At 40.8% G+C, this 20,265-nt stretch carries 15 protein-coding genes and 1 pseudogene; 9 read left to right on the top strand and 7 right to left on the bottom strand.

Annotated features, from left to right (window positions below; genetic code table 11):
• Positions 1-10: 10 nt before the first annotated feature.
• The gene (gene mrcB, locus LZP46_RS09265) at positions 11-2,404 is read right to left on the bottom strand and encodes a penicillin-binding protein 1B (RefSeq protein ID WP_236093665.1); all 2,394 of its coding nucleotides are present in this window, start codon (positions 2,402-2,404) and stop codon (positions 11-13) included.
• A gap of 103 nt (positions 2,405-2,507) precedes the next feature.
• A complete protein-coding gene (locus LZP46_RS09260) occupies positions 2,508-3,038 on the bottom strand; it encodes a hypothetical protein (RefSeq protein WP_167846107.1) in 531 nt (176 codons plus the stop codon).
• A 298-nt stretch (positions 3,039-3,336) separates the two neighbouring features.
• Between LZP46_RS09260 and LZP46_RS09255 the strand changes: the two genes are divergently transcribed.
• Both LZP46_RS09255 and LZP46_RS09250 read left to right on the top strand, forming a co-directional pair.
• The gene (locus LZP46_RS09255; RefSeq protein ID WP_104852192.1) at positions 3,337-4,245 is read left to right on the top strand and encodes an NAD(+) kinase; all 909 of its coding nucleotides are present in this window, start codon (positions 3,337-3,339) and stop codon (positions 4,243-4,245) included.
• Entirely contained in the window at positions 4,245-4,514 is a 270-nt protein-coding gene (locus LZP46_RS09250) for a YeaC family protein (RefSeq protein WP_026438048.1), read from the top strand. Before LZP46_RS09255 ends, LZP46_RS09250 begins: the two co-directional genes overlap by 1 nt.
• Positions 4,515-4,601: 87 nt before the next feature.
• Here LZP46_RS09250 and LZP46_RS09245 read toward each other — a convergent pair whose 3' ends face one another.
• A complete protein-coding gene (locus tag LZP46_RS09245; protein WP_236093664.1) occupies positions 4,602-5,612 on the bottom strand; it encodes a glycosyl transferase family protein in 1,011 nt (336 codons plus the stop codon).
• A gap of 240 nt (positions 5,613-5,852) precedes the next feature.
• Here LZP46_RS09245 and LZP46_RS09240 point away from each other — a divergent pair, with 240 nt between their 5' ends.
• The 5 genes from LZP46_RS09240 to LZP46_RS09220 all read left to right on the top strand — a co-directional run bounded on the left by LZP46_RS09240 (position 5,853) and on the right by LZP46_RS09220 (position 12,390).
• On the top strand, positions 5,853-6,995 hold the full coding sequence (locus LZP46_RS09240; RefSeq protein ID WP_236093663.1) for an acyl-CoA dehydrogenase family protein: 1,143 nt from the start codon (positions 5,853-5,855) through the stop codon (positions 6,993-6,995).
• A gap of 369 nt (positions 6,996-7,364) precedes the next feature.
• Positions 7,365-8,474 (top strand): prephenate dehydratase, encoded by a 1,110-nt coding sequence (gene pheA / locus LZP46_RS09235; RefSeq protein ID WP_019836678.1) that lies wholly within the window; start codon positions 7,365-7,367, stop codon positions 8,472-8,474.
• Between the two features lie 73 nt (positions 8,475-8,547).
• Complete coding sequence (gene hisC, locus LZP46_RS09230) at positions 8,548-9,639, top strand: histidinol-phosphate transaminase (protein WP_236093662.1); 1,092 nt, start codon at positions 8,548-8,550, stop codon at positions 9,637-9,639.
• Between the two features lie 3 nt (positions 9,640-9,642).
• Entirely contained in the window at positions 9,643-11,889 is a 2,247-nt protein-coding gene (locus LZP46_RS09225; RefSeq protein ID WP_236093661.1) for a bifunctional prephenate dehydrogenase/3-phosphoshikimate 1-carboxyvinyltransferase, read from the top strand.
• Positions 11,890-12,024: 135 nt separating this feature from the next.
• Complete coding sequence (locus tag LZP46_RS09220; protein ID WP_004972981.1) at positions 12,025-12,390, top strand: hypothetical protein; 366 nt, start codon at positions 12,025-12,027, stop codon at positions 12,388-12,390.
• Positions 12,391-12,464: 74 nt separating this feature from the next.
• On the opposite strand, the pseudogene LZP46_RS09215 reads toward LZP46_RS09220, so the two are convergent.
• Positions 12,465-13,210 (bottom strand): annotated as a pseudogene (locus tag LZP46_RS09215) (IS5 family transposase).
• A gap of 449 nt (positions 13,211-13,659) precedes the next feature.
• Here LZP46_RS09215 and yaaA point away from each other — a divergent pair.
• Positions 13,660-14,439: a peroxide stress protein YaaA gene (gene yaaA / locus LZP46_RS09210; protein ID WP_236093660.1), complete on the top strand. Its 780-nt coding sequence runs from the start codon at positions 13,660-13,662 to the stop codon at positions 14,437-14,439.
• 82 nt (positions 14,440-14,521) lie between these two features.
• On the opposite strand, the gene LZP46_RS09205 is transcribed toward yaaA, so the two are convergent.
• The 3 genes from LZP46_RS09205 to LZP46_RS09195 all read right to left on the bottom strand — a co-directional run bounded on the left by LZP46_RS09205 (position 14,522) and on the right by LZP46_RS09195 (position 18,294).
• A complete protein-coding gene (locus LZP46_RS09205; RefSeq protein WP_236093659.1) occupies positions 14,522-15,964 on the bottom strand; it encodes a cryptochrome/photolyase family protein in 1,443 nt (480 codons plus the stop codon).
• Between the two features lie 253 nt (positions 15,965-16,217).
• Positions 16,218-16,700: a peptidylprolyl isomerase gene (slyD, locus tag LZP46_RS09200; RefSeq protein WP_004972992.1), complete on the bottom strand. Its 483-nt coding sequence runs from the start codon at positions 16,698-16,700 to the stop codon at positions 16,218-16,220.
• A 283-nt stretch (positions 16,701-16,983) separates the two neighbouring features.
• Positions 16,984-18,294 carry a D-alanyl-D-alanine carboxypeptidase family protein gene (locus LZP46_RS09195; RefSeq protein WP_236093658.1) on the bottom strand — a complete coding sequence of 437 codons (1,311 nt, stop codon included), beginning with the start codon at positions 18,292-18,294 and terminating at the stop codon, positions 16,984-16,986.
• Positions 18,295-18,498: 204 nt separating this feature from the next.
• Between LZP46_RS09195 and LZP46_RS09190 the strand changes: the two genes are divergently transcribed.
• The gene (locus LZP46_RS09190) at positions 18,499-20,202 is read left to right on the top strand and encodes a M61 family metallopeptidase (RefSeq protein WP_236093657.1); all 1,704 of its coding nucleotides are present in this window, start codon (positions 18,499-18,501) and stop codon (positions 20,200-20,202) included.
• Positions 20,203-20,265: the final 63 nt, after the last annotated feature.

Below are 20,265 nucleotides of genomic sequence, written 5' to 3'. Positions count from 1 at the left end.
ATCTTCAAGTTTAATTGATATAACTGCCGCTTGAGATGACACGACCATCGGTATTGTCATCCGTTACAGGTTCTGTTTCACGGATATAATTCTCGATACTATCACTGGTCTCAGGAGCTGCTTGCTGAGTTTCGGTATCGGGTTGGTAAACGGGTTCAACTTGATAATGTGAAAAACCACATGCGGTTGCCTGACGCGGTACATTATTACGATTTACTGGAATGTACATCGCGCCTTCACAGCCTTGCGCAGATAAATGCCCAGTATTGCGGTCAATCCAATGCCATTGAATTTGTTCAGTCTGACGTAAGTTGACAGGTTTTTGGCGCAATTGCTGCATTACATTGCTCCACACGGGCAAAGCACCAGACGAGCCTGTTAAGCCTGTGACTTTGTTATCATCTAAACCGAGCCATACAACGGTTAAATAATTGCCTGAATAGCCTGCAAACCATGAATCACGGGTATCATTGGTGGTACCTGATTTGCCCGCCAATTTCAAATCTGTCGATAAGCTATTATATGCCGCACGACCTGTACCAGAACTCATGACTTGCTGTAAACCATAATTCAAAATATAGGCGGCAGAAGGATCAATGGTTTGTTGTACAGTTAAACCATAACGGTCAAGTAAACGTCCATTGGCATCGACCACCGTACGAATCGCTTTGGTCGGATATTTAAAACCACCAGTGGCAAAGTTGCCATAAATATCCATCACCTGCATAGGCGATAAATCTACTGCACCCAAGAAAATAGACGGATAGTGCGGAATTGCATCACTCGGGACACCAAATTTAATGAGGTGATTACGGAAGGTCGATAGTCCAAATTCCTGTCCTAAACGAACTGCAGATAAGTTATAGGACTGAGATAAGGCTTGTGACATAGGCACAATCCCGTGATCGCTGCCACTGTAATTACGTGGTGTCCATGATTTACCATCAATCGGGATGCTAATCTGACTGTCTTCTACAGGGCTTGCCCAATTATAACGACCAGACTCAATTGCACTTAAATAAATAATCGGTTTGAGCAGCGAGCCAACTTGACGCTTGGCATCCAAGGCACGGTTAAATCCTGTAAAATCTTGCGTAGAACCCACCGCTGCCACTAACTCACCATTTTCAGGATGAGAAATTAGCACCGCACCCTGTAAGTCTTTTAAGCGTTTTGGATTGGCTTTGCTTAAACGCTCAACTGATGCTTTAAAAGCATTTTGTACGTTGGTTTGCGCAATAGGATCAAGCGTGGTGAAGATACGCAAACCCTGATTGGTCAAATCTCCTTCTTGATATTCAGTACGCAATTGACGGCGGACTATATCTAAAAAGTCGGGGAAGCGGGCAGGGCCAACAGTCGGTTTTGTAATAACATTTAAAGGGCGTGCAGTTTCTTTTTCATATTGTTCTTGATTTAAATACCCCATCACCAACATATTGTTTAGCACAATATCACGGCGCTTTTTGGCAGCTTCTGGGTTGCGCCAAGGATTATATAATGATGGGCCTTGTACCAAACCCACTAAAAAAGCTTGCTGTGCAATGTTGAGTTCACGCAAAGGCATACCAAAATAAAACTGTGAAGCCAAACCATAACCATTAATAGAGTAGTTACCGTTTTGTCCTAAATTTACTTCATTTAAATAAGCTTCTAAAATTTCATCTTTGTTGTAATGTAGCTCAATCAGCATCGCCATGAGAGCTTCATTGGCTTTACGCTTTAAAGTGCGCTCAGGACTTAAATAAAAGTTTTTTACCAATTGCTGGGTAAGAGTGGAACCACCCTGACGTTTGCCACCAGCGACGTTGCTGACAATTGCACGTGCAGTTCCACGAATTGAAACGCCGTAGTGTTGATAGAAATTACGATCTTCAGTGGCAATAAGAGCTTCAATCAATGGTTTAGGTACTTTATTCAGTTTAATCAGTACTCGATCTTCATTGTGCTGCGGATAAATCCCGCCAATTAACATGGGTTCTAAACGTGCGATACCCGTATTAGAAGGTTTTGTGGCACTCACTTCACTAATTTGATTGTTAGCAAAACTGACTTTTAAAACCTGTTCAGGTTCGACACTGTCGCCAAAGTCAAAACCACGAGTATGTACAAATAAAGTATTGCCATCGCTAACATAACTGCCTGATTTGGCATAATTATCTGTATTTTTGTAGCCAAGCAGTTTCAGTTCCTGAGTAAAGTCGGTCTGGCTGACAGGTGCGTTGCTATACACTTCTAATGGGCGTGCAAAAACCTTGGCTGGAATATCCCAACGCTGTCCTTCAAACTTGTCTCTAACAATATTATCTAGACGAATCAAGTAGATACTAAATGCAATAAACCCGCCAATAACGATGATGCAAAATAGTAAAGCAATTATGCCTATGCCACGCTCAGACTTCATAAATCGCGATAAGATCCTGATAAATTTTGCTAATCATGCGAAGCTTTTGCTGAATTTGCAATAATTAATCTGTGACTGAAGCGAAAAATTATGCTCAATTTAATTAAATAGTATTAGCTTGTTGTAAACCTTCGCAGTGATTAAGGTTGGTGCTTAAGTCCAAGATACGATTCATGTGTAGGTCAAAAAATTTATAAGTAAAACTAAAACCTGCATTTAAATAGGGTTGCAAATATTCATCATTACAATTGGTTTCAGTAATCAAGCGAATATATTCTGCGGTAAAATCAGATTTTGTTAGCGGGGTAATAATGGTATAGGCAACATCTTTATCTATGAGAATTACATCTATAAAGGTTGATTTATCTTCATTTTGCAAAGGGAAGGACAGTTTTGTATCTTCTATATCTACTTTAAGTTGTTCCAAAAGATTTTTGTCTGACTGATTTGGTAGGGTGTTTTGAGAAAGACTAACCTTGTTTTCAATAGGCTGAACAAAACTTACGGGTTTATTAGTGTTAAATTCTTGCGCTTTTTCTTGATAGAAATTTAAGTAATCATGTTTAGCCAAAAACATAAGTCCAGCAAAAAATATTCCTGCTCCGTAAATGGCTAAATATTTATTAAGATTCATAAAAATGACCGATATATTCTTTAGAATTTAAGAGTAAAAAAAGATGTGGTTAGAAGTGTGTAGCATACAGATTTTTTATTGTTTTAGCTTGTTAGAAATTTTAAATATATTTGATTTTTCTCGTTTTATAGTTATCTTATTTTGCGAAAAATTTGTGTATGAAAAAGTTTGATAATATAACGATAAATGATGAGAAATAGTGTACTAAAAAATTAGAATTTTGAATCACTAAAGTTTTTTTAAATCAACCAGGTTAGTGCTATGATAAGCGTCGAATCGTAGCGGAGCGATATCGCAGATGCAAATTTCACATAAGAACTTTCGGAACATTGGACTGATTGGGCGTCCGGACAAATATTCTGTCGTAGAAACATTATGTCTGATTCACGACCATATTTTAGGATTGGGTTTGCATCCCGTTTTTGATTCTGACACTGCTCAACTTGTACCTTATAACAATACTCAAACGGTTAGCCGTGCTTTGTTAGGTGAAGTGGTCGATTTGGTGATTGTAGTGGGTGGTGATGGTTCCTTGCTGCATGCAGCGCGTGCTTTGGTTAAATACAATACCCCTGTAATTGGTGTGAACCGTGGACGTCTAGGCTTTTTAACCGATATTAAACCGACAGAAGTAATCTTTAAACTTGATCAGGTTTTGCAAGGACATTTCCAGTCAGACCGTCGTTTTTTACTGGAAATGGAAGTGCGCTCTAAAGGCGAAATCATTTATGAAGCGATTGCTTTAAATGATGTGGTGCTGCATTCGGGCAAGTCTGTGCACATGATTGACTTTGAGCTGAACATTGATGGGCAATATGTCTATCGTCAGCACAGTGATGGTTTAATCGTTTCGACCCCAACAGGTTCCACAGCTTATGCCTTGTCGGGTGGTGGCCCAATTGTGCATCCGAGCATGGATGCAATTGCATTGGTGCCTATGCATCCACATACCTTGTCTTCACGCCCAATTGTGGTGGGGGGGCACAGCGAAATTAAAATCAATATTCGTGAAAACCGTGTATTGCCAATGGTCAGTGCCGATGGTCAACATAGTGTTTCATTAAATGTTGGAGATAGTTTGCATATCCGCAAACATCCTTATAAATTAAATTTATTACATCCACCAGGTTATGACTTCTATATGGCATGTCGTACCAAGTTAGGGTGGAATCAAGATTTTGAATCAATGCAACAGCAGGATGAATGATGAATATTGAACAAATGCTTGCCGTACTCGATCCTGAAATTGTTGGACGTTTAAAAACGGCAATTGAAATTGGCAAGTGGCCTAACGGTGTCGCGCTGACCCAAGAGCAACGTCAAATTTGTATGCAGGCAGTATATGCGTGGGAAATGAAAAACCTGCCTGAAACTGAACGCAGTGGTTACATTGACCGTGGTACTAAAGAAGAAGGCGAGCAGTGTGATGACGATCATCACAAGCATGATGAATTTAAACCAATTCGCTTTGTTTAAATGATGCAAAACTGCTTTCATGAAAATTGAAAGATGAAAAAGACACCTGAGATTGGTGTCTTTTTTTTTTGTATCTTCAATGACGTTTTAGTTGTGACGATTTTGCCAAAGCTGCTGGGCATTTTGCATCGCTGCTGCATAATCATCACATACGCCCATTGTATATAAAGCAATGCCCATAGTTTCGGTAATGGCAACTTCACCATATTCATGCGTGTGCTGACCTAACCAGACGGCTTTAAACACGGCCAAATCCAGTTCTTCTTCGACAGGGCTACGGTTATCGGTCAGTTTAGGTAGTTCATGTTCATATAAAGCGCCATTTTTGATGCCACAAATTAATGTCTTGGCATCTGGATTGCGTTCAAATTCACCACCTTCACCTTTAATGACCGCACTGTTTTGATAACCTAACTGAAATGCGGCTTGTTGATGCGAACTGCGATAGGCAGGGTGAAAAATCGCCTGCATAGTGGCTTTGGCATTAAAAGGATTGATTAAACGAGCAAGGGTATGAATGGGAGAGCGTAAACCCATCACATTGCGTAAATTAATCAGCTCACTCAAAATCGGTGAAATAACATCTAATGGTAAATAAGCAAAATTACACTGTGCTAATTGCTGCTCAACCTCTAGGTCATTTTGGCAAATGGGATAATCTAAATATTGCAGCGCTTGTTCGGTATATAAACGGTTGATCGTATGACCAGAAGCACCATGCATCACCACTTTATAACCATGTTTTGCTAAAGTCAGCGCTGCCAATAAAAACCACGGGTAATGTCTGCGTTTACCTGCATAAGATGACCAGTCTAAATCTACCTGAAGCGGTTTAAATTGCAGTTGATCACGGGTGGCTTGCACAAAACCTGCTAATTCCTCTACAGATTCTTCCTTCACACGTAGCAGCATTAAAAAAGCACCCAATTGCACATCCAACACTTCATTGCGCAAAATCATAGAAAAAGCTTGATAGGCCTCGTCATAGGTCAGTGAACGTGCGCCTGTTTTGCCTTTGCCAATAATACGGATAAATTGTGCAAATGGATGCTCTGCATCTTTATAAATATTTCTTTTATTGGGGTTTGTATTTGGCATAAGCGAGTTCACACACATCTTTAATTAGTATACTAGTGTATAAACTTCGGCAACAGTTTGCAGCACTATTCACAGCTTCAGTTTATACAAGCTGCCACAAGTTTCATTGCACATGTGAAACGACGACTAAAGTTTGACTGTAAAGTAAGACAATCTGTAGGGATAACACATGACAGCCTGAATAAAAATGCATAGCATGGATACTGTTGAAAACAACAATTGAAAAATAAAGGATTGGATATGCTGGCTTATGATGCTGATTTAGAATTATTTAGAGATAACTTTAGACGTTTTATGCAGGAGCATATTGCACCGCATTATGCTACGTGGGAACGTGAGGGCATCATGCCGCGTAGTGTGTGGAATCTGTTAGGGGAAAATGGCTTTTTATGTATTGATGTGCCTGAAGAATATGGTGGTTACGGTGTCCCAACGCATTATTCTTTAATGTTGGTCGAAGAATCGGCACGTGCGGGTTATAGCGCACTTTCTACAGGTATTTCCTGCCACTCTGAAATTGCTGCGCCCTATATTTTGCATATCGGCACAGAAGAACAAAAACAATACTGGCTGCCTAAAATGGTGTCGGGTGAAGTGGTCGGTGCAATTGGCATGACCGAGCCAGGCGCGGGTTCAGACTTGCAAGCCATGCGGACCAATGCCATTTTGCAAGATGATCATTATGTACTGAATGGCTCTAAAACCTTTATTTCTAATGGTCAGCATGCAGATTTAGTGGTTTTGGCAGTAAAAACAGATCCGCAAGCACGTGCCAAAGGTGTGTCGCTCATGTTGGTCGATACTCATTTGGAAGGCTTTAAAAAAGGCACCAATTTGGAAAAAATTGGTTTGCATTCACAAGATACCTCAGAGCTATTCTTTGACAATGTCAAAGTACCGAAAAATCAATTGTTAGGACAGGCAGGGCATGGTTTTGCCTATTTAATGCAGGAATTGCCGCGTGAACGTACTGCCATTGCTGCCACGGCATTGGGTGCTATTCGTGGTTCAATTGATGTGACTACGCAATATGTGCAAGAGCGTCAGGCGTTTGGACAAGCGATTGGTCAGTTCCAGAATACCCGTTTTGTTTTGGCACAGGCGAAAATTGATGAATTGGCAACTGCTGCTTTTTATAATCAAAACGTCGAATTGTATATGCAGGGCAAACTGGACGTAGAAACTGCGGCCGCTCTAAAAAGCTTTGCAACCGATATGCAAATGAAAGTTGCCGATCAATTGCTACAACTGTTTGGCGGTTATGGCTATATGACGGAATATCCAATTTCTCGTTTCTTTGTCGATGCACGAATCCAGCGGATTTACGGCGGAACAAATGAAATTATGAAAGAAATTGTCGCGCGTGGTTTATTGGGGCGTTAAATCAATGCCTTAAAACCCGAATGAATAAAGATCAACGATCATCATCAGAGTCAGCCTAGTGCTGGCTCTTTTTTATGAGTTAAACGAGAAAATCATGATTTTGATCAGACTTAAAAGCAATGAGCTGATTGATAATTACACTTAAAAATAAAATTACTCCGCTTAGAATTAAAGATGTAAAAGGGAAAAGCGTAGTTACCCAGTTTTAGCAGTACGTTGTGCAAAGTTACAGCTTAAATGTATAGATTGGTGATGCTTTGCTCAACTGTATGTTTTTGCATCTGAAACACTGAAAGTTGTATTGCGCAACATTTGAAAGCTAACTATTGTTATACTATTTGCAAAATGTTTTTGAAGGGCGACATAACAATGATCCAAGACGATCAGAACACAACGACTTCTCTTGATCTCGCTAAAATCCGCGAAGATATTGACTCTGTAGATCAACAGATTCAGCAGCTGATTAACCGTCGAGCACAACTTGCTGAAGCGGTGGCGAAAGCAAAATTTGCAGCAGAAGAGAGCCCGTTGTTTTACCGTCCTGAACGTGAAGCGCAAGTTTTACGTAATGTTATGGAACGCAACGAAGGACCGTTGTCCGATGTGACCATGGCGCGTTTATTTCGTGAAATTATGTCGGCATGTTTGGCACTTGAAGCGCCACAAAGTATTGCTTTTTTAGGGCCAATTGGTACTTATACACATTCTGCAGTGCTTAAACATTTTGGTCATGATGCGATTGTACGTCCTTTGCCTACTATTGATGAAGTTTTCCGTGAAGTGGAAGCAGGCAGCGCTCACTATGGTTTAGTGCCTGTCGAAAACTCGTCTGAAGGTGTGGTGAACCATACTTTAGATTGTTTTAAATCATCGTCATTAAATGTGATTGGTGAAGTGGAGTTGCGTATTCATCACCAATTTCTTGTGTCTGAAAACACCCGTAAAGACAGCATTAAACAAATTTATGCGCATCAGCAAACTTTGGCACAATGCCGTAAATGGTTAGATGTGCATTATCCGGGTGTAGAACGTGTAGCACTCAGCTCCAATGCAGAAGCAGCACGCCGTATTCGTAATGAATGGCATTCTGCTGCAATTGCCTCTGAAATAGCGGCCAATATTTACGAACTCGAAATTTTACATAGCAATATTGAAGATAACCCAGAAAACACTACACGTTTCTTGGTGATTGGTCGTGAGAAGGTTCCACCAAGTGGCAACGACAAAACTTCATTGTTGGTATCTGCACATGACCGTGCAGGGGCGCTGCTCGAAATTCTTGCACCATTTGCGAAGCATAATATTAGCTTGACCAGTATTGAAACGCGTCCTGCCTTGCCAGAAAAATGGGCCTATGTATTCTTCATTGACCTTGAAGGGCATGTCGAGCAAGACAATGTCCGTGCAGCGATTGAAGAAATCCGTCCATTAGTGAAAGAAGTTCGTGTCTTGGGCTCTTATCCTGCTGCCGTGTTATAACCGTATTTAATTTAGTGGTGCGCATGTTTATCATGCGCACCACCTTCACCACCTAGTCAACTGGAAGTGTAAAATGTCGTTTGTCCCAGCCAATGAAGGCATCTCGAAGTTAAAGCCTTATCAACCAGGTAAACCAATCAGTGAGCTTGAGCGTGAGTTGGGCATTACAGATATCGTCAAACTTGCTTCAAATGAAAACCCATTGGGCTGTTCAGACAAAGTCAAAGAAGCTGTTGCAGCAGAAATTGCTGAAATTGGTCGTTATCCAGATGGCGGTGGTTTTATTCTAAAAGACCAAATTCACAAACAATTTGGCTTCGCGCATGATCGCATTACTTTAGGCAATGGTTCAAATGATTTGCTAGAAATGTTTGCTCGCGCATTCGTTTCAGACCAAGATTCGGTGTTGTATAGCCAGCATGCCTTTGCAGTATATGCTTTGCTAACACAAGCCATTAATGCACAAGCCATTGAAGTGCCTGCCAAAGGTTTTTCACATGACTTGGATGCTATGGCGGCAGCAATTCAAGACAACACCAAGTTAATTTTTATTGCTAACCCAAATAACCCAACAGGTACATGGTTTGAAGAGGCTGAATTTGAAGCCTTTATGCAAAAAGTTCCTGCACGGGTGATTGTGGTATTAGATGAAGCTTATGTGGAGTATTTTCCAGAAAACTTCAACAGCCTCAAATTCCTTGAGCAATATCCGAACCTTATCGTGAGCCGTACTTTATCTAAGTGTTATGGTTTGGCGGCATTGCGCGTTGGTTTGGCTTTGGCTTCAGCAGAAGTGACTGGTTATTTAAACCGTATTCGTCAACCCTTTAACGTCAATCACTTGGCAATGGTGGCCGCAGTTGCGGCATTAAAAGATGAAGATTTTATCGAAAAATCACGTATTAGCAACAAAGCAGGCATGGCTCAATTGGAAGCTGGCTTTAAAGCCTTGGGCTTAAATTATGTGCCTTCACGTGCTAACTTTATTTTGGTAGATGTGGAAGCCGATCCGGGTCAAACTTTTAATGCTTTATTGAAAGAAGGTGTGATTGTACGTCCTGTGGGCATTACGACCCATTTACGTATTTCAATTGGTACAGAAGCAGAAAATGCGAAGTTCCTGCGTGCATTAGCCAAAGTATTGGGCAAGGAAGCAAAGGCATAAAACATGGCGCAACCATTGTTTGAAAAAGTTGCATTTATCGGACTCGGGCTCATTGGTTCGAGTTTGGCACGTGTAATGCTGGCAGAAAATTTAAGTCGGCATATTGTGGCATCGACCCGTTCTGAAAAAACCTTACAAGATGCTTTGGAATTAGGATTAATTGAACAAGGCTTTAACAATCCTGTAGAGGCCGTACAGGGTGCAGATTTGGTGGTGTTGGCATTGCCTGTACAAGCGACAGAAAAAGTCTTACGACAGATTCAGCCTTATTTGGCAGATCACGTGATTCTGACCGATGTAGGCAGTACCAAAGCTAATGTCGTGGCTGCAGCCAAAGCGGTATTTGGTGATAACTTACCTGAAGGTTTTGTCCCTGGTCATCCAATAGCTGGGGCAGAACATACGGGCGTGCATGCTGGCAAGGTTGATTTATTTGCCAACCACAAAGTCATTTTGACACCATTGCCAAGCAGTGCGCCGTGGGCAGTCAGCAAACTCATTCAAATGTGGGAAAGTGCCAAAGCCGAAGTAATTTGCATGGAGGTGGAAAAACATGATGAGGTATTGGCATATACCAGTCATCTTCCACATTTAATGGCCTTTAATTTGGTCGAACAATTGGCAAATCGTGAAGATAATTTAGACATTTTCCGCTATGCTGCGGGGGGCTTTCGTGACTTCTCGCGTATTGCAGCAAGCGATCCACAAATGTGGCATGACATTTTCTTTTCCAATAAAACTGCATTGTTAAAAGCGGTGGATGGCTTTGAAAGTCAACTCGCGATTATTCGCCAACTGATTGAACAAGAAGACTCGCATGCTTTAATGGGCTTGCTTGGACATGCGCAAGCGGCACGACAGCACTTTAATCATATGCTCGCCAATAAACCTTTTATGGAGAACAATCACGTGACACAACAATTTACGATTTTGCCGGGTGCTAAGACTTTCCAAGGTAAATTTACCGTACCAGGTGACAAATCTGTGTCACATCGTTCCATTATGTTTGGTGCAATTGCTGAAGGCACTACGCATGTGACAGGTTTCCTTGAAGGTGAGGATGCATTGGCGACTTTGCAAGCATTCCGTGATATGGGGGTGAGCATTGAAGGCCCTAAAAATGGTGAAGTCACCATTCATGGCGTAGGCATGCAAGGTTTAAAAGCACCTGCAGGCCCAATTTATATGGGTAACTCAGGCACCTCAATGCGTTTGTTGGCAGGCATGTTGTCTGCACAGCAGTTTGATTCTGTTATGACAGGTGATGCGTCACTGACCAAGCGTCCAATGGAGCGTATTGCTAAACCATTGCGTGAAATGGGGGCACAAATTCAAACAACGGGTGAACGTGGCACACCGCCGGTATCTATTACAGGTGCGCAAGCGTTAAAAGGCATTCACTATGATTTGCCAATGGCATCTGCACAAGTGAAATCGGGTATTTTATTGGCAGGACTTTGGGCAGAAGGTGAAACCTCAGTGACTGAGCCTGAACCAACGCGTGACCATACCGAACGTATGTTACGTGCATTTGGTTATGAAGTGAAAACTGAAGGCAACCGTATTTCATTGCAAGGTGGCGGTAAATTGGTGGGCACTAATATTCAAGTACCTTCTGATATTTCATCTGCGGCGTTCTTTATGGTGGGTGCAGCCATTACAGAAAATTCAGATGTAACCTTAGAAGCGGTGGGCATTAACCCAACTCGTACAGGTGTAATTGAAATTCTGAAACAAATGGGTGCAGACCTGAGCGTTGAAAATGAACGTATTGCAGGCGGTGAACCAATTGCAGATATTCGTATTCGTGGTTCACGTACGTTAAAAGGGATTCATGTTCCTGAAGATCAAGTGCCATTGGCGATTGATGAATTTCCTGCATTGTTCATAGCTGCAGCTTGTGCTGAAGGTCAAACTGTACTCACAGGTGCTGCAGAATTACGCGTGAAAGAATCAGACCGTATTCAAGTGATGGCAGATGGTTTAAAAACCATGGGTATTGACTGCACACCCACTGACGATGGCATCATCATTCAGGGTAAAGGCAAAGCAGGTGACTGGTCACCAGTATTCACTGGCGGTGAAATTGAATCACATCACGATCACCGTATTGCCATGAGTTTTTCAATGGCAGGCTTGCGTACTTCTGGTGAAATTAAAATTGTCGGTACAGAAACAGTTGCGACAAGTTTCCCAACCTTTACTGAACTTGCAGGTGTGGCAGGTCTGAATATTCAAGTGACAGAATAAGCCAAAACGATAGGGGCTGCGATGAAGAGTCGCAAAGCCTAGACTTTATGCTGAAACAGCCAAGCTTTTACTTGGCTGTTTGCGTTTTATTGCTTATGCTAAACCCATACAAGAAAAAAGCCTTTGGGTTCGAGCATGCGCAAATTAAAATTTATGGCGAATTGTGAAAATAAACAAGAGTTACAAGATTGCACTTTGGCACAGAATTATGTGGCGAATTTACTTTCACAAAACTTATCTCACTATGGCTTTCAAACATTACCGCAGAGTGGTGCACAAGTCGCTGTAAGTGTAGATCAACATGCGCTGCCTTTGGCGGTAAACTGTCAAAGCCGTGGTGAGGATGGACATCTTGTTTGCGAAATTACTTCATACCCCAATGAGGAACAAGACTGGCTAGAGCGGATTACAGAGCAAAGTTTATTAAATCAATTGGCGCAAGCGGTAGAAAATACTCTGAAAGAAGACCAATCTTTTAGTGAATTTGAGTGGAAAGGTTAAACCAAGCTGCAAAGACGTTGGATGTTTAAAATTTATACTTGATTTTTAAATTAAAAATAGGGTCTGTTGACATTTCATAAAGGCAGCCACAGATAAATACAAGCTAAGGCAACTGCGCTTCGAAAGTTTCGCTTTAGTTTATCAAACCGTGTAGCAATTCCTCGGAATTGCTTCAAACGGCAAAAAGCATTCTCAACTAAGTGTCTGATTTTATATAAATACCAGTCCATATGATCCTTACTTGATTTCGTGTTTGATTTCTTCGGTATATTCGCTTTAGCACTTTAATTTTTAATCTGCTCTCTTAATATTTCAGAATCATAGCCTTTATCCATACAGACTATTTCAGTGTCAGTTAAATCTAATTGTTCGACTAAAATAGGGGCAACTTTGACATCATGGGTGGTTCCATCTGAAATAATAAATTCGATCGGGTTACCGTGAGAGTCAACAGCTAAGTGAATTTTAGAACTATTACCCCCAACACTTTTTGAAATATCCTGATTAGGGATTCCTGCTGAATGTTGGTGTGCTCTAACATGAGTAGCATCAATAAATATCCATTCACGATCAGCGTTCTCTGAGAATATTTTAAATATTTTCATTATCTTATCTTTATTAGACCAGCGATTGTACTTTTTAAAAATTGAGTTTGGATTACCAAAAACCTCGGGTAAATCTCTCGAAGGGCATCCTGTTCTAATACGATATAGGATTGCCTCAAAAAAATTTCTCAAATTTGAGTTGAGATAAATATTAAAATTGCGAGAATAGCTTTTAACTTAGACCAGTGTTGATCATTCAACATTTTACGAGGTATAGCGAGTAGTGAATTTGGTTTGGCGATTGAATTTTACTATCTCGCTATTTTTTTATACAGCAAATGTCAACAGATCCTATTCATTTTTTAATTGAAATGTCATCTAAATGACACATCGCAACCGTATATTAAGCAGCAAGAACAATACAACAAAATAATTTTTATTTAACCCGCTTAATTTGGGAGAGTTAAGTGGGTTTTTTATTGCCTAGAGAAAAGTTGTAAGTACTATAAAAAATAAGCTCAAATGATCAGAGTGAACCAATGTTTTTTTAAAGCAGACACTGAAATAAAAGTACCTCAGCCTCCACGTTGGATTGATCTAAGAGATCATCTTCTAGCAATACAACGCAACGTGTTTTTCCGATAGGGTTAAACAAAAACACGCATTGGAGTTTGTTGAAAGCTGCTGCTATAGTGAGCGCAGTATTTTTTTATTTAGGTGGTTTATGCTCGCTTTAATTTCTCCAGCCAAGACTTTAGATTATGAAACTGCATTACCAAGCGATGAATATACTCAACCTAGATTACTTGAACATTCACAAGAGTTAATTGATGTAGCACGTAAACTTTCTGCTACAGAAATTGCCAGTTTAATGAGTGTCAGTGAAAAAATTGCCACTTTGAATGTCGAGCGTTTTCGTGACTGGCAAGCAGAGTTTGATCTTGCTAATGCACGTCAGGCCATGTTTGCCTTTAAAGGTGATGTGTACACAGGCTTAGATGCTTATAGTTTATCTGCTGCAGAGATTGGGTTTGCTCAACAACACTTGCGCATGCTATCTGGCTTATATGGCTTATTGCGTCCATTGGATTTAATGATGCCGTATCGTTTGGAAATGGGCACTAAATTGCATAATCCGCGCGGTGAAAATTTGTATCGTTTTTGGGGCGATATCATCACCAATTTAATTAACCAAGATTTAAAACACAATCAGTCAGCATTATTGGTGAATCTAGCTTCGGATGAATATTATAAGTCGGTGCAGGAAGCAAAAATTCAGGCTGAAATTATTAAACCTGTATTTTTAAATCAGAAAAATGGCAAATATAAAGTCATCAGTTTTTATGCCAAAAAAGCCCGTGGTTTGATGGCGCGTTTTATCATCGAAAATAAATTAGAATGCGCAGAGGATTTAAAAGCCTTCAATAGTGAAGGTTATTACTTCGATGCAGACAGTTCTTTAAAAGGGGAATTGGTCTTTAAACGTGACGAGCAAGCAGCCTAACTGTCGGTTTTATCGTTAAATCTCCCATCATGCTAACCTATGGCAGATGGGGGCGAGACTGACCAATCTCCTGTTTGTACTCTTAAAGCTGTTTAAAGGCTTCAACGGCACGTAAACGACTGAGTTTTAAATCAACAATTGGATGAGGATAATCCAGTTTTAGATTTGGATTTTTCGCATACGGTTCATGAATGTTTTTGGCATCGAAATGTGCCAGTTCAGGTAGCCATGTGCGAATATAATCACCATTGGGGTCAAACTTTTGTGATTGGCTCACTGGGTTGAAAATTCGAAAATAGGGCACTGCATCTGTACCAGTCGAGGCACACCATTGCCAGCCACCGTTATTGGCAGCCAAATCACCATCAATTAAATGTTGCATAAACCACTGTTCGCCCAAGCGCCAGTCAATCAATAAGTTTTTACACAGAAACATCGCGCAAATCATTCTGACTCGATTATGCATCCAGCCCGTTTGCAAAAGTTGCTGCATACCTGCATCCACAATGGGGATGCCTGTTTTTCCTTGCTGCCATGCTGCTAAACCTGCAGGATCATTGCGCCACGCCATATGTGCGGTCTGATCTTTAAAAGGACGGTGCTTGGAAACTTTGGGATAATCAAACAAAATATGTTGATAAAACTCACGCCAAAGTAATTCATCTAACCAAGTTTGTTGCCCTATGTTTTCGAGATGAAAATGCCCTTGTGAATGGACAAAAACCGCAGCCAGACATTGCCGAATGGAGAGAATGCCACAGTTTAAATACGCAGATAATTGGCTGGTACCAGACAATGCAGGAAAATCACGCTGTTGCTGATAATCCTGCATTTGTTCACGTGTAAAATCATCCAACAAGTGCTGTGCATGTTGTTCCGTGACTGCCCACAAATTTTGTTGTGCCGTTGGAAGCGGGTTAAAACCTAAGTGCTTTAAACTTGGCACTGTAGAGAGATATTGCTCAGGAAGTTGGATAGACGTTTGTGGTTGCGGCTGAGGAAAGCAACGCGGAATACTGATACTCAACTGTTGATAGGCATATTTTTTAAATGCGCTGAATACCTGATACGGTTTCATGCTCTGATTGCGCACCGTACCCACAGGAAAAAGCGTGCGGTCATGGTACAACATTAAGTCCTGACCGTGTTGGTTCAAGGTGTGTTGAACTTCAAGATCACGTTTTAGCTCATTCACTCCCAATTCAATATTGGCATAAATATTTTGAATAGGATGAGAGTCCTTTAATGTTTGGCATAGTTGGAGCAACTTTTGTGCAATGTCAGCCCAAGATGGTGTAATTTGAACAATCAGTGGGATATTGAGTTGTGCGAGTTCTTCTTTTAGCGCATTTAATTGACGCAAGTAAAAGTCAATTTTAATCGGCGCATCGTGATGTAAACGGTATTGCTGAGGCGAAAGAATCACTACGCCAATACAAGCTCCTGCTTGGCTAGCATGCCAAAGCGCGGTGTGATCTGAAATTCTTAAATCTTGTCGGAACCAAACTAAATTATAGTTTTGCATGGGAAGAATGCTTGCGTTGAGCGCTAGAAAGGTGACTTCATTATAAGCATGACTGGGTAGCTTGTCTTAAATGCGAGGGGGTTATTTGATCAAGAAAACGACAATGCACTGTGTTGATTTTTTCTGTAATGATCTTACCGCAATAGTCTGCCTGTAAAGATCTTTCAGTCATGTGCTTAGCCTAAATTTTAGAATGACAAACAAAAAAGGCAAAGTAAAAATACTTTGCCTTTTGCTTCGATCAGTACTGATCTTAGTGGTGATGACCACCCGCACCGTGTACGTGACCGTGATCTAATTCTTCTTGAGAAGCTTCACGGATTTCAACGATTTCTACTTCAAACGTTAAATCTTGACCAGCAAGTGGGAAGTTTGCATCAACAATTACGTTATCGCCTTCAACTGCTTTTACAGTTACGATTTGAACGCCATCATCAGTTTGCGCTTGGAACTGCATGCCCGCTTGGATGTTGTCTACACCTTGGAACATTTGTGCAGGAACTTCTTGTACTAAGTCTGGGTTGTATTCGCCATAACCTTCAGCTGCAGGTACGTTTACAGTAAATTTTTCACCTACTGTTTTACCTTCTAACGCTTTTTCTAAACCAGGGATGATGTTACCTGCACCATGCAAATAGGCAAGTGGTTCACCTTGAGATTTGTCGAGAGTTTCACCCTCTGCGTTAGTCAATGTGTAGTGGAAAGAAACCACGAGGTCATTTGCAATAGCAGTCATGTTATTGATCCATTCAATTTTTTAAGGGTACATCATAAAGTGAAACGTGGAATTTGTTATAGACATTTCTGCAAATTCTTCACTTTTCCGAGTTTTTTATGACATTTTTTAGTTAATCGGGGCAATTTTTATAATTTCAATGCAAATTTGTGCGTCATACCTATAAATTTGCAGATTTTATTGCAGGCTCATTTTAAGCCCTTTGTATGATGTGTCGATGACAATAAAAAAGATGGGACATTGCCCATCTTGGTGATATTTAATTCTTGAGGATCATCGACTTCTAACCGAGTGAAGTTTTCTCATCTTCTATAGGTTGATGGCTAAAGAAATTAAACAAACTACCAAACCACATCATGATTCTTTCAAAAATATTGGCTTCAACAATGTTGACCTGTTCTTCAATCGCAAAGCTGTTAATCAATTGATTATTTTGATAAACGTGTACGGTTGCAAGTTTCATGACCTGTGCCAATGGCGCAGTCAGCAATTTTTCAGACAATTCAATATTGACTTGCGTTTGTGTACGCTGTGCAGGTTCAATCGTTTCTAATCCGCCTTGTGCATTCACAAGTTGTAGACGTTGAGTGCTTTGATCAAACTGCGCCAAGTTAATTGCATATGGCTGTTCATACAGTGATGTCGTCACAAACTTTGGCTGGCTGCTTTCAATCTTGAACATGCGTAAGGTCGATTTCACCACAGGCAATTCTGCAATCATTTGTTTGGGTTTAATCGCGACTTCGTTACGGGTATAGCTATAGGCTAAATTTAATAATTGATGTGCCACTTCAGCGCGTTTTTGCGCACTCTTGGTTCCCATCACCACCACCACTAAACGACGCTCAGGTGCAGCACTGTCCAATGTTGGGCGGTTTGCAGTTAAGGCAAGGTTGTAGCCTGCAGCTTTGGTGTAGCCTGTTTTTAACCCATCTACACTTGGGTCTTGTATTAATAAAATATTGGTCGCACGGTGAAAGTGCTGATTGTAGGTAAAACTAGTTTGTTTTGAATAAGCCAAATAATCGGGTGTTTCAGTCACAATTGCTTGAGCCAAACGTGCCATATCTGCCGCAGAAGAATAATGATTAGGCATAGTCACACCAGATGGATTCTGAAAATGTGTATCTTGCATGCCCAAAGCTTGCGCTTCCTGATTCATTCGGGCGATAAACTGCGGCACACCACCTGCAACACGTTCACCTAAAGTGAGTGCAGCATCGTTAGCAGACATAATAATTAAGCCTGCCAATAGCTGATCTATCGAAATCTGTTCACCTGCTTTTAGATACATTTGTGATTCATCCCACATCACTTGCTGTACCACAGGTGTTGCGGTCAAGATTTCATCTCGGTCTAATTTACCTGCCTGAATATCTTTGAGCACAATATAGGCCACCATCATTTTAGTGAGTGAAGCAGGTGCACGTTGTACGTGACTATTGTGCTCTGCAATCACTTGCCCAGATTGTGGGTCTAAAATTGCCCATGCTTCGGCTTCTACACTTTCAGCTTGAATATTCAATAATGCGGCATGCGTGATTGCGCTGGATAGCCAACAGAGCGCCGCAATCAGATAGATAACACGTTTCAAAGAGGTTCCTTATTTACACCAATCCATTGGTGTCACAATGGTTTTAAGCAGCAAAAACAATAACAATAGACTAGCGCATGCTATGCCTTTTTTGCTCAGTTGGCTAGCCATAAATGCAGACAAATCTCGTCTTGACGCATCAATTGCTAAAAAAATGTTAAGCTTGTGGTCAAGTTCTTATTTATACATTTTGTATTGCCCATTATGTTGCATTATCAAATCGAATTTGACGATTATCGTCAGCATCTTATGCATGTCACCGTGCGTTTTGTGGCTAATCCTACTCAGGTTTTATCACTACCTACTTGGATTCCAGGCAGCTATTTAATCCGTGAATTCTCCAAACATCTTGAATCGGTCCGTGCTTATGATGAAGCAGGGCGTATCCTCAAAATTCAGAAATTTGAAAAGAATAAATGGCGCTTATTTAATACCGATCATGAATTGATTACGGTGGAATATGATGTCTACGCTTATGATTTGTCAGTGCGTGGCGCTTATGTCGATCAGACGCGTTTATATGTCAATCCTGCCTGTGCTTGTTTGGGCTTAGATGGACAAGAAGACAAAGCCATTGAAGTTGAAATATTTTTACCAGATGAGCTGAAGCATTTTCAGCTTGCAACAGGTTTGACTGCAAAAAGTTTGGTAAAAGGGCGTTATACCTTAAAAGCCAAAAACTATGCCGAATTAATTGATGCACCGTTTGAATTGGCAGAACAAACTCGCTTTAGTTTTACCGCAGCAGATATTCCACATGAATTTGTGGTTTCGGGTAAACATGCAATGAATGCTGCACGTATGCAGCAAGATATTGAAAAAATCTGTGCCACACAAAATGCTATGTTTGGTTCTGCGCCATTTGCAAACTATACCTTTATAACCATGGCAACAGGCAATAGCTATGGTGGCTTAGAACATCCAAACAGTACTAGTTTAATTACACCGCGTGATGATTTGCCGAAAGCCAACGAGCCTGAACAACCCTCTAAAGATTATCAGCGCTTTTTAGGTCTGTGCAGCCATGAGTATTTTCACAGTTGGTTGGTGAAATTCATTCGTCCTGAAAATTTTGTGAATTATGACCTGAATCAGGAAGGTTATACGTCACTGTTATGGATTTTTGAAGGCTTTACGTCTTATTACGATGATCTGTTATTGCTACGCAGCGGTGTGATTGATCAGGCGTCTTATTTGGAGCTGCTCAAAGCACAGATTGATCGTTATTTGCAAAACCCGGGTCGTGCGATTCAAACGGTGGCAGAATCCAGTTTTGATGCTTGGGTTAAGTTCTATCGTCAAGATGAAAACTCGAACAATGCAGGAACCAGCTACTATAATAAAGGCTGTTTGGTGGCTTTATGTTTAGATTTGGGCTTGCGCTTACGTGGTTCAAGCTTAGATGCCTTAATGCAGAAATTGTATGCCAATGCGCAACAGGGCATTCAAGTGCATGAGCGCACTATCTTTGAATTATGTAAAGAATTGACAGGAGATGATTGGTCGGAGCAAATCCATCATTTAATTAACACGACTGATGAATTGCCGATCGATCAGTTATTGCCTGAATTTGGCGTTGATTATCAGCTAAAACACGATAAGTCTTTGCCGTTTGGTTTAAAATTGGCAGATAAACCTGAAGGGGTGTTGGTACAAGCTGCCCATCGTGAAGGTTCAGCGGCAAAAGCAGGACTTTCTGCGCTTGATGTGATTGTTGCGATTGATGGCTTAAAAGCTACGGTAAAATCACTTGAGCAATATGCCAAACAGGATGCAGCTTATACTGTTCATGCATTCCGCCGTGATGAGTTGATGACTTTTGAGCTAAATGCTGCGCAGATTGAATTGCCAGAAGTGGCATTAAGTGTTACAGATCAGGCAAAAGTAGAACAGTGGTTAAAAGGCTGATCATAAAAATGTAAACCGATGCTTTTGCATCGGTTTACTTTTAATAAAAATATTAAGAAAGTA

The sequence above is a fragment of the Acinetobacter sp. SCLZS86 genome (genome assembly GCF_021560715.1).
GTDB classification, from domain to species: domain Bacteria; phylum Pseudomonadota; class Gammaproteobacteria; order Pseudomonadales; family Moraxellaceae; genus Acinetobacter; species Acinetobacter towneri_A.
This window is presented reverse-complemented; position numbering and strand designations above follow the sequence as displayed.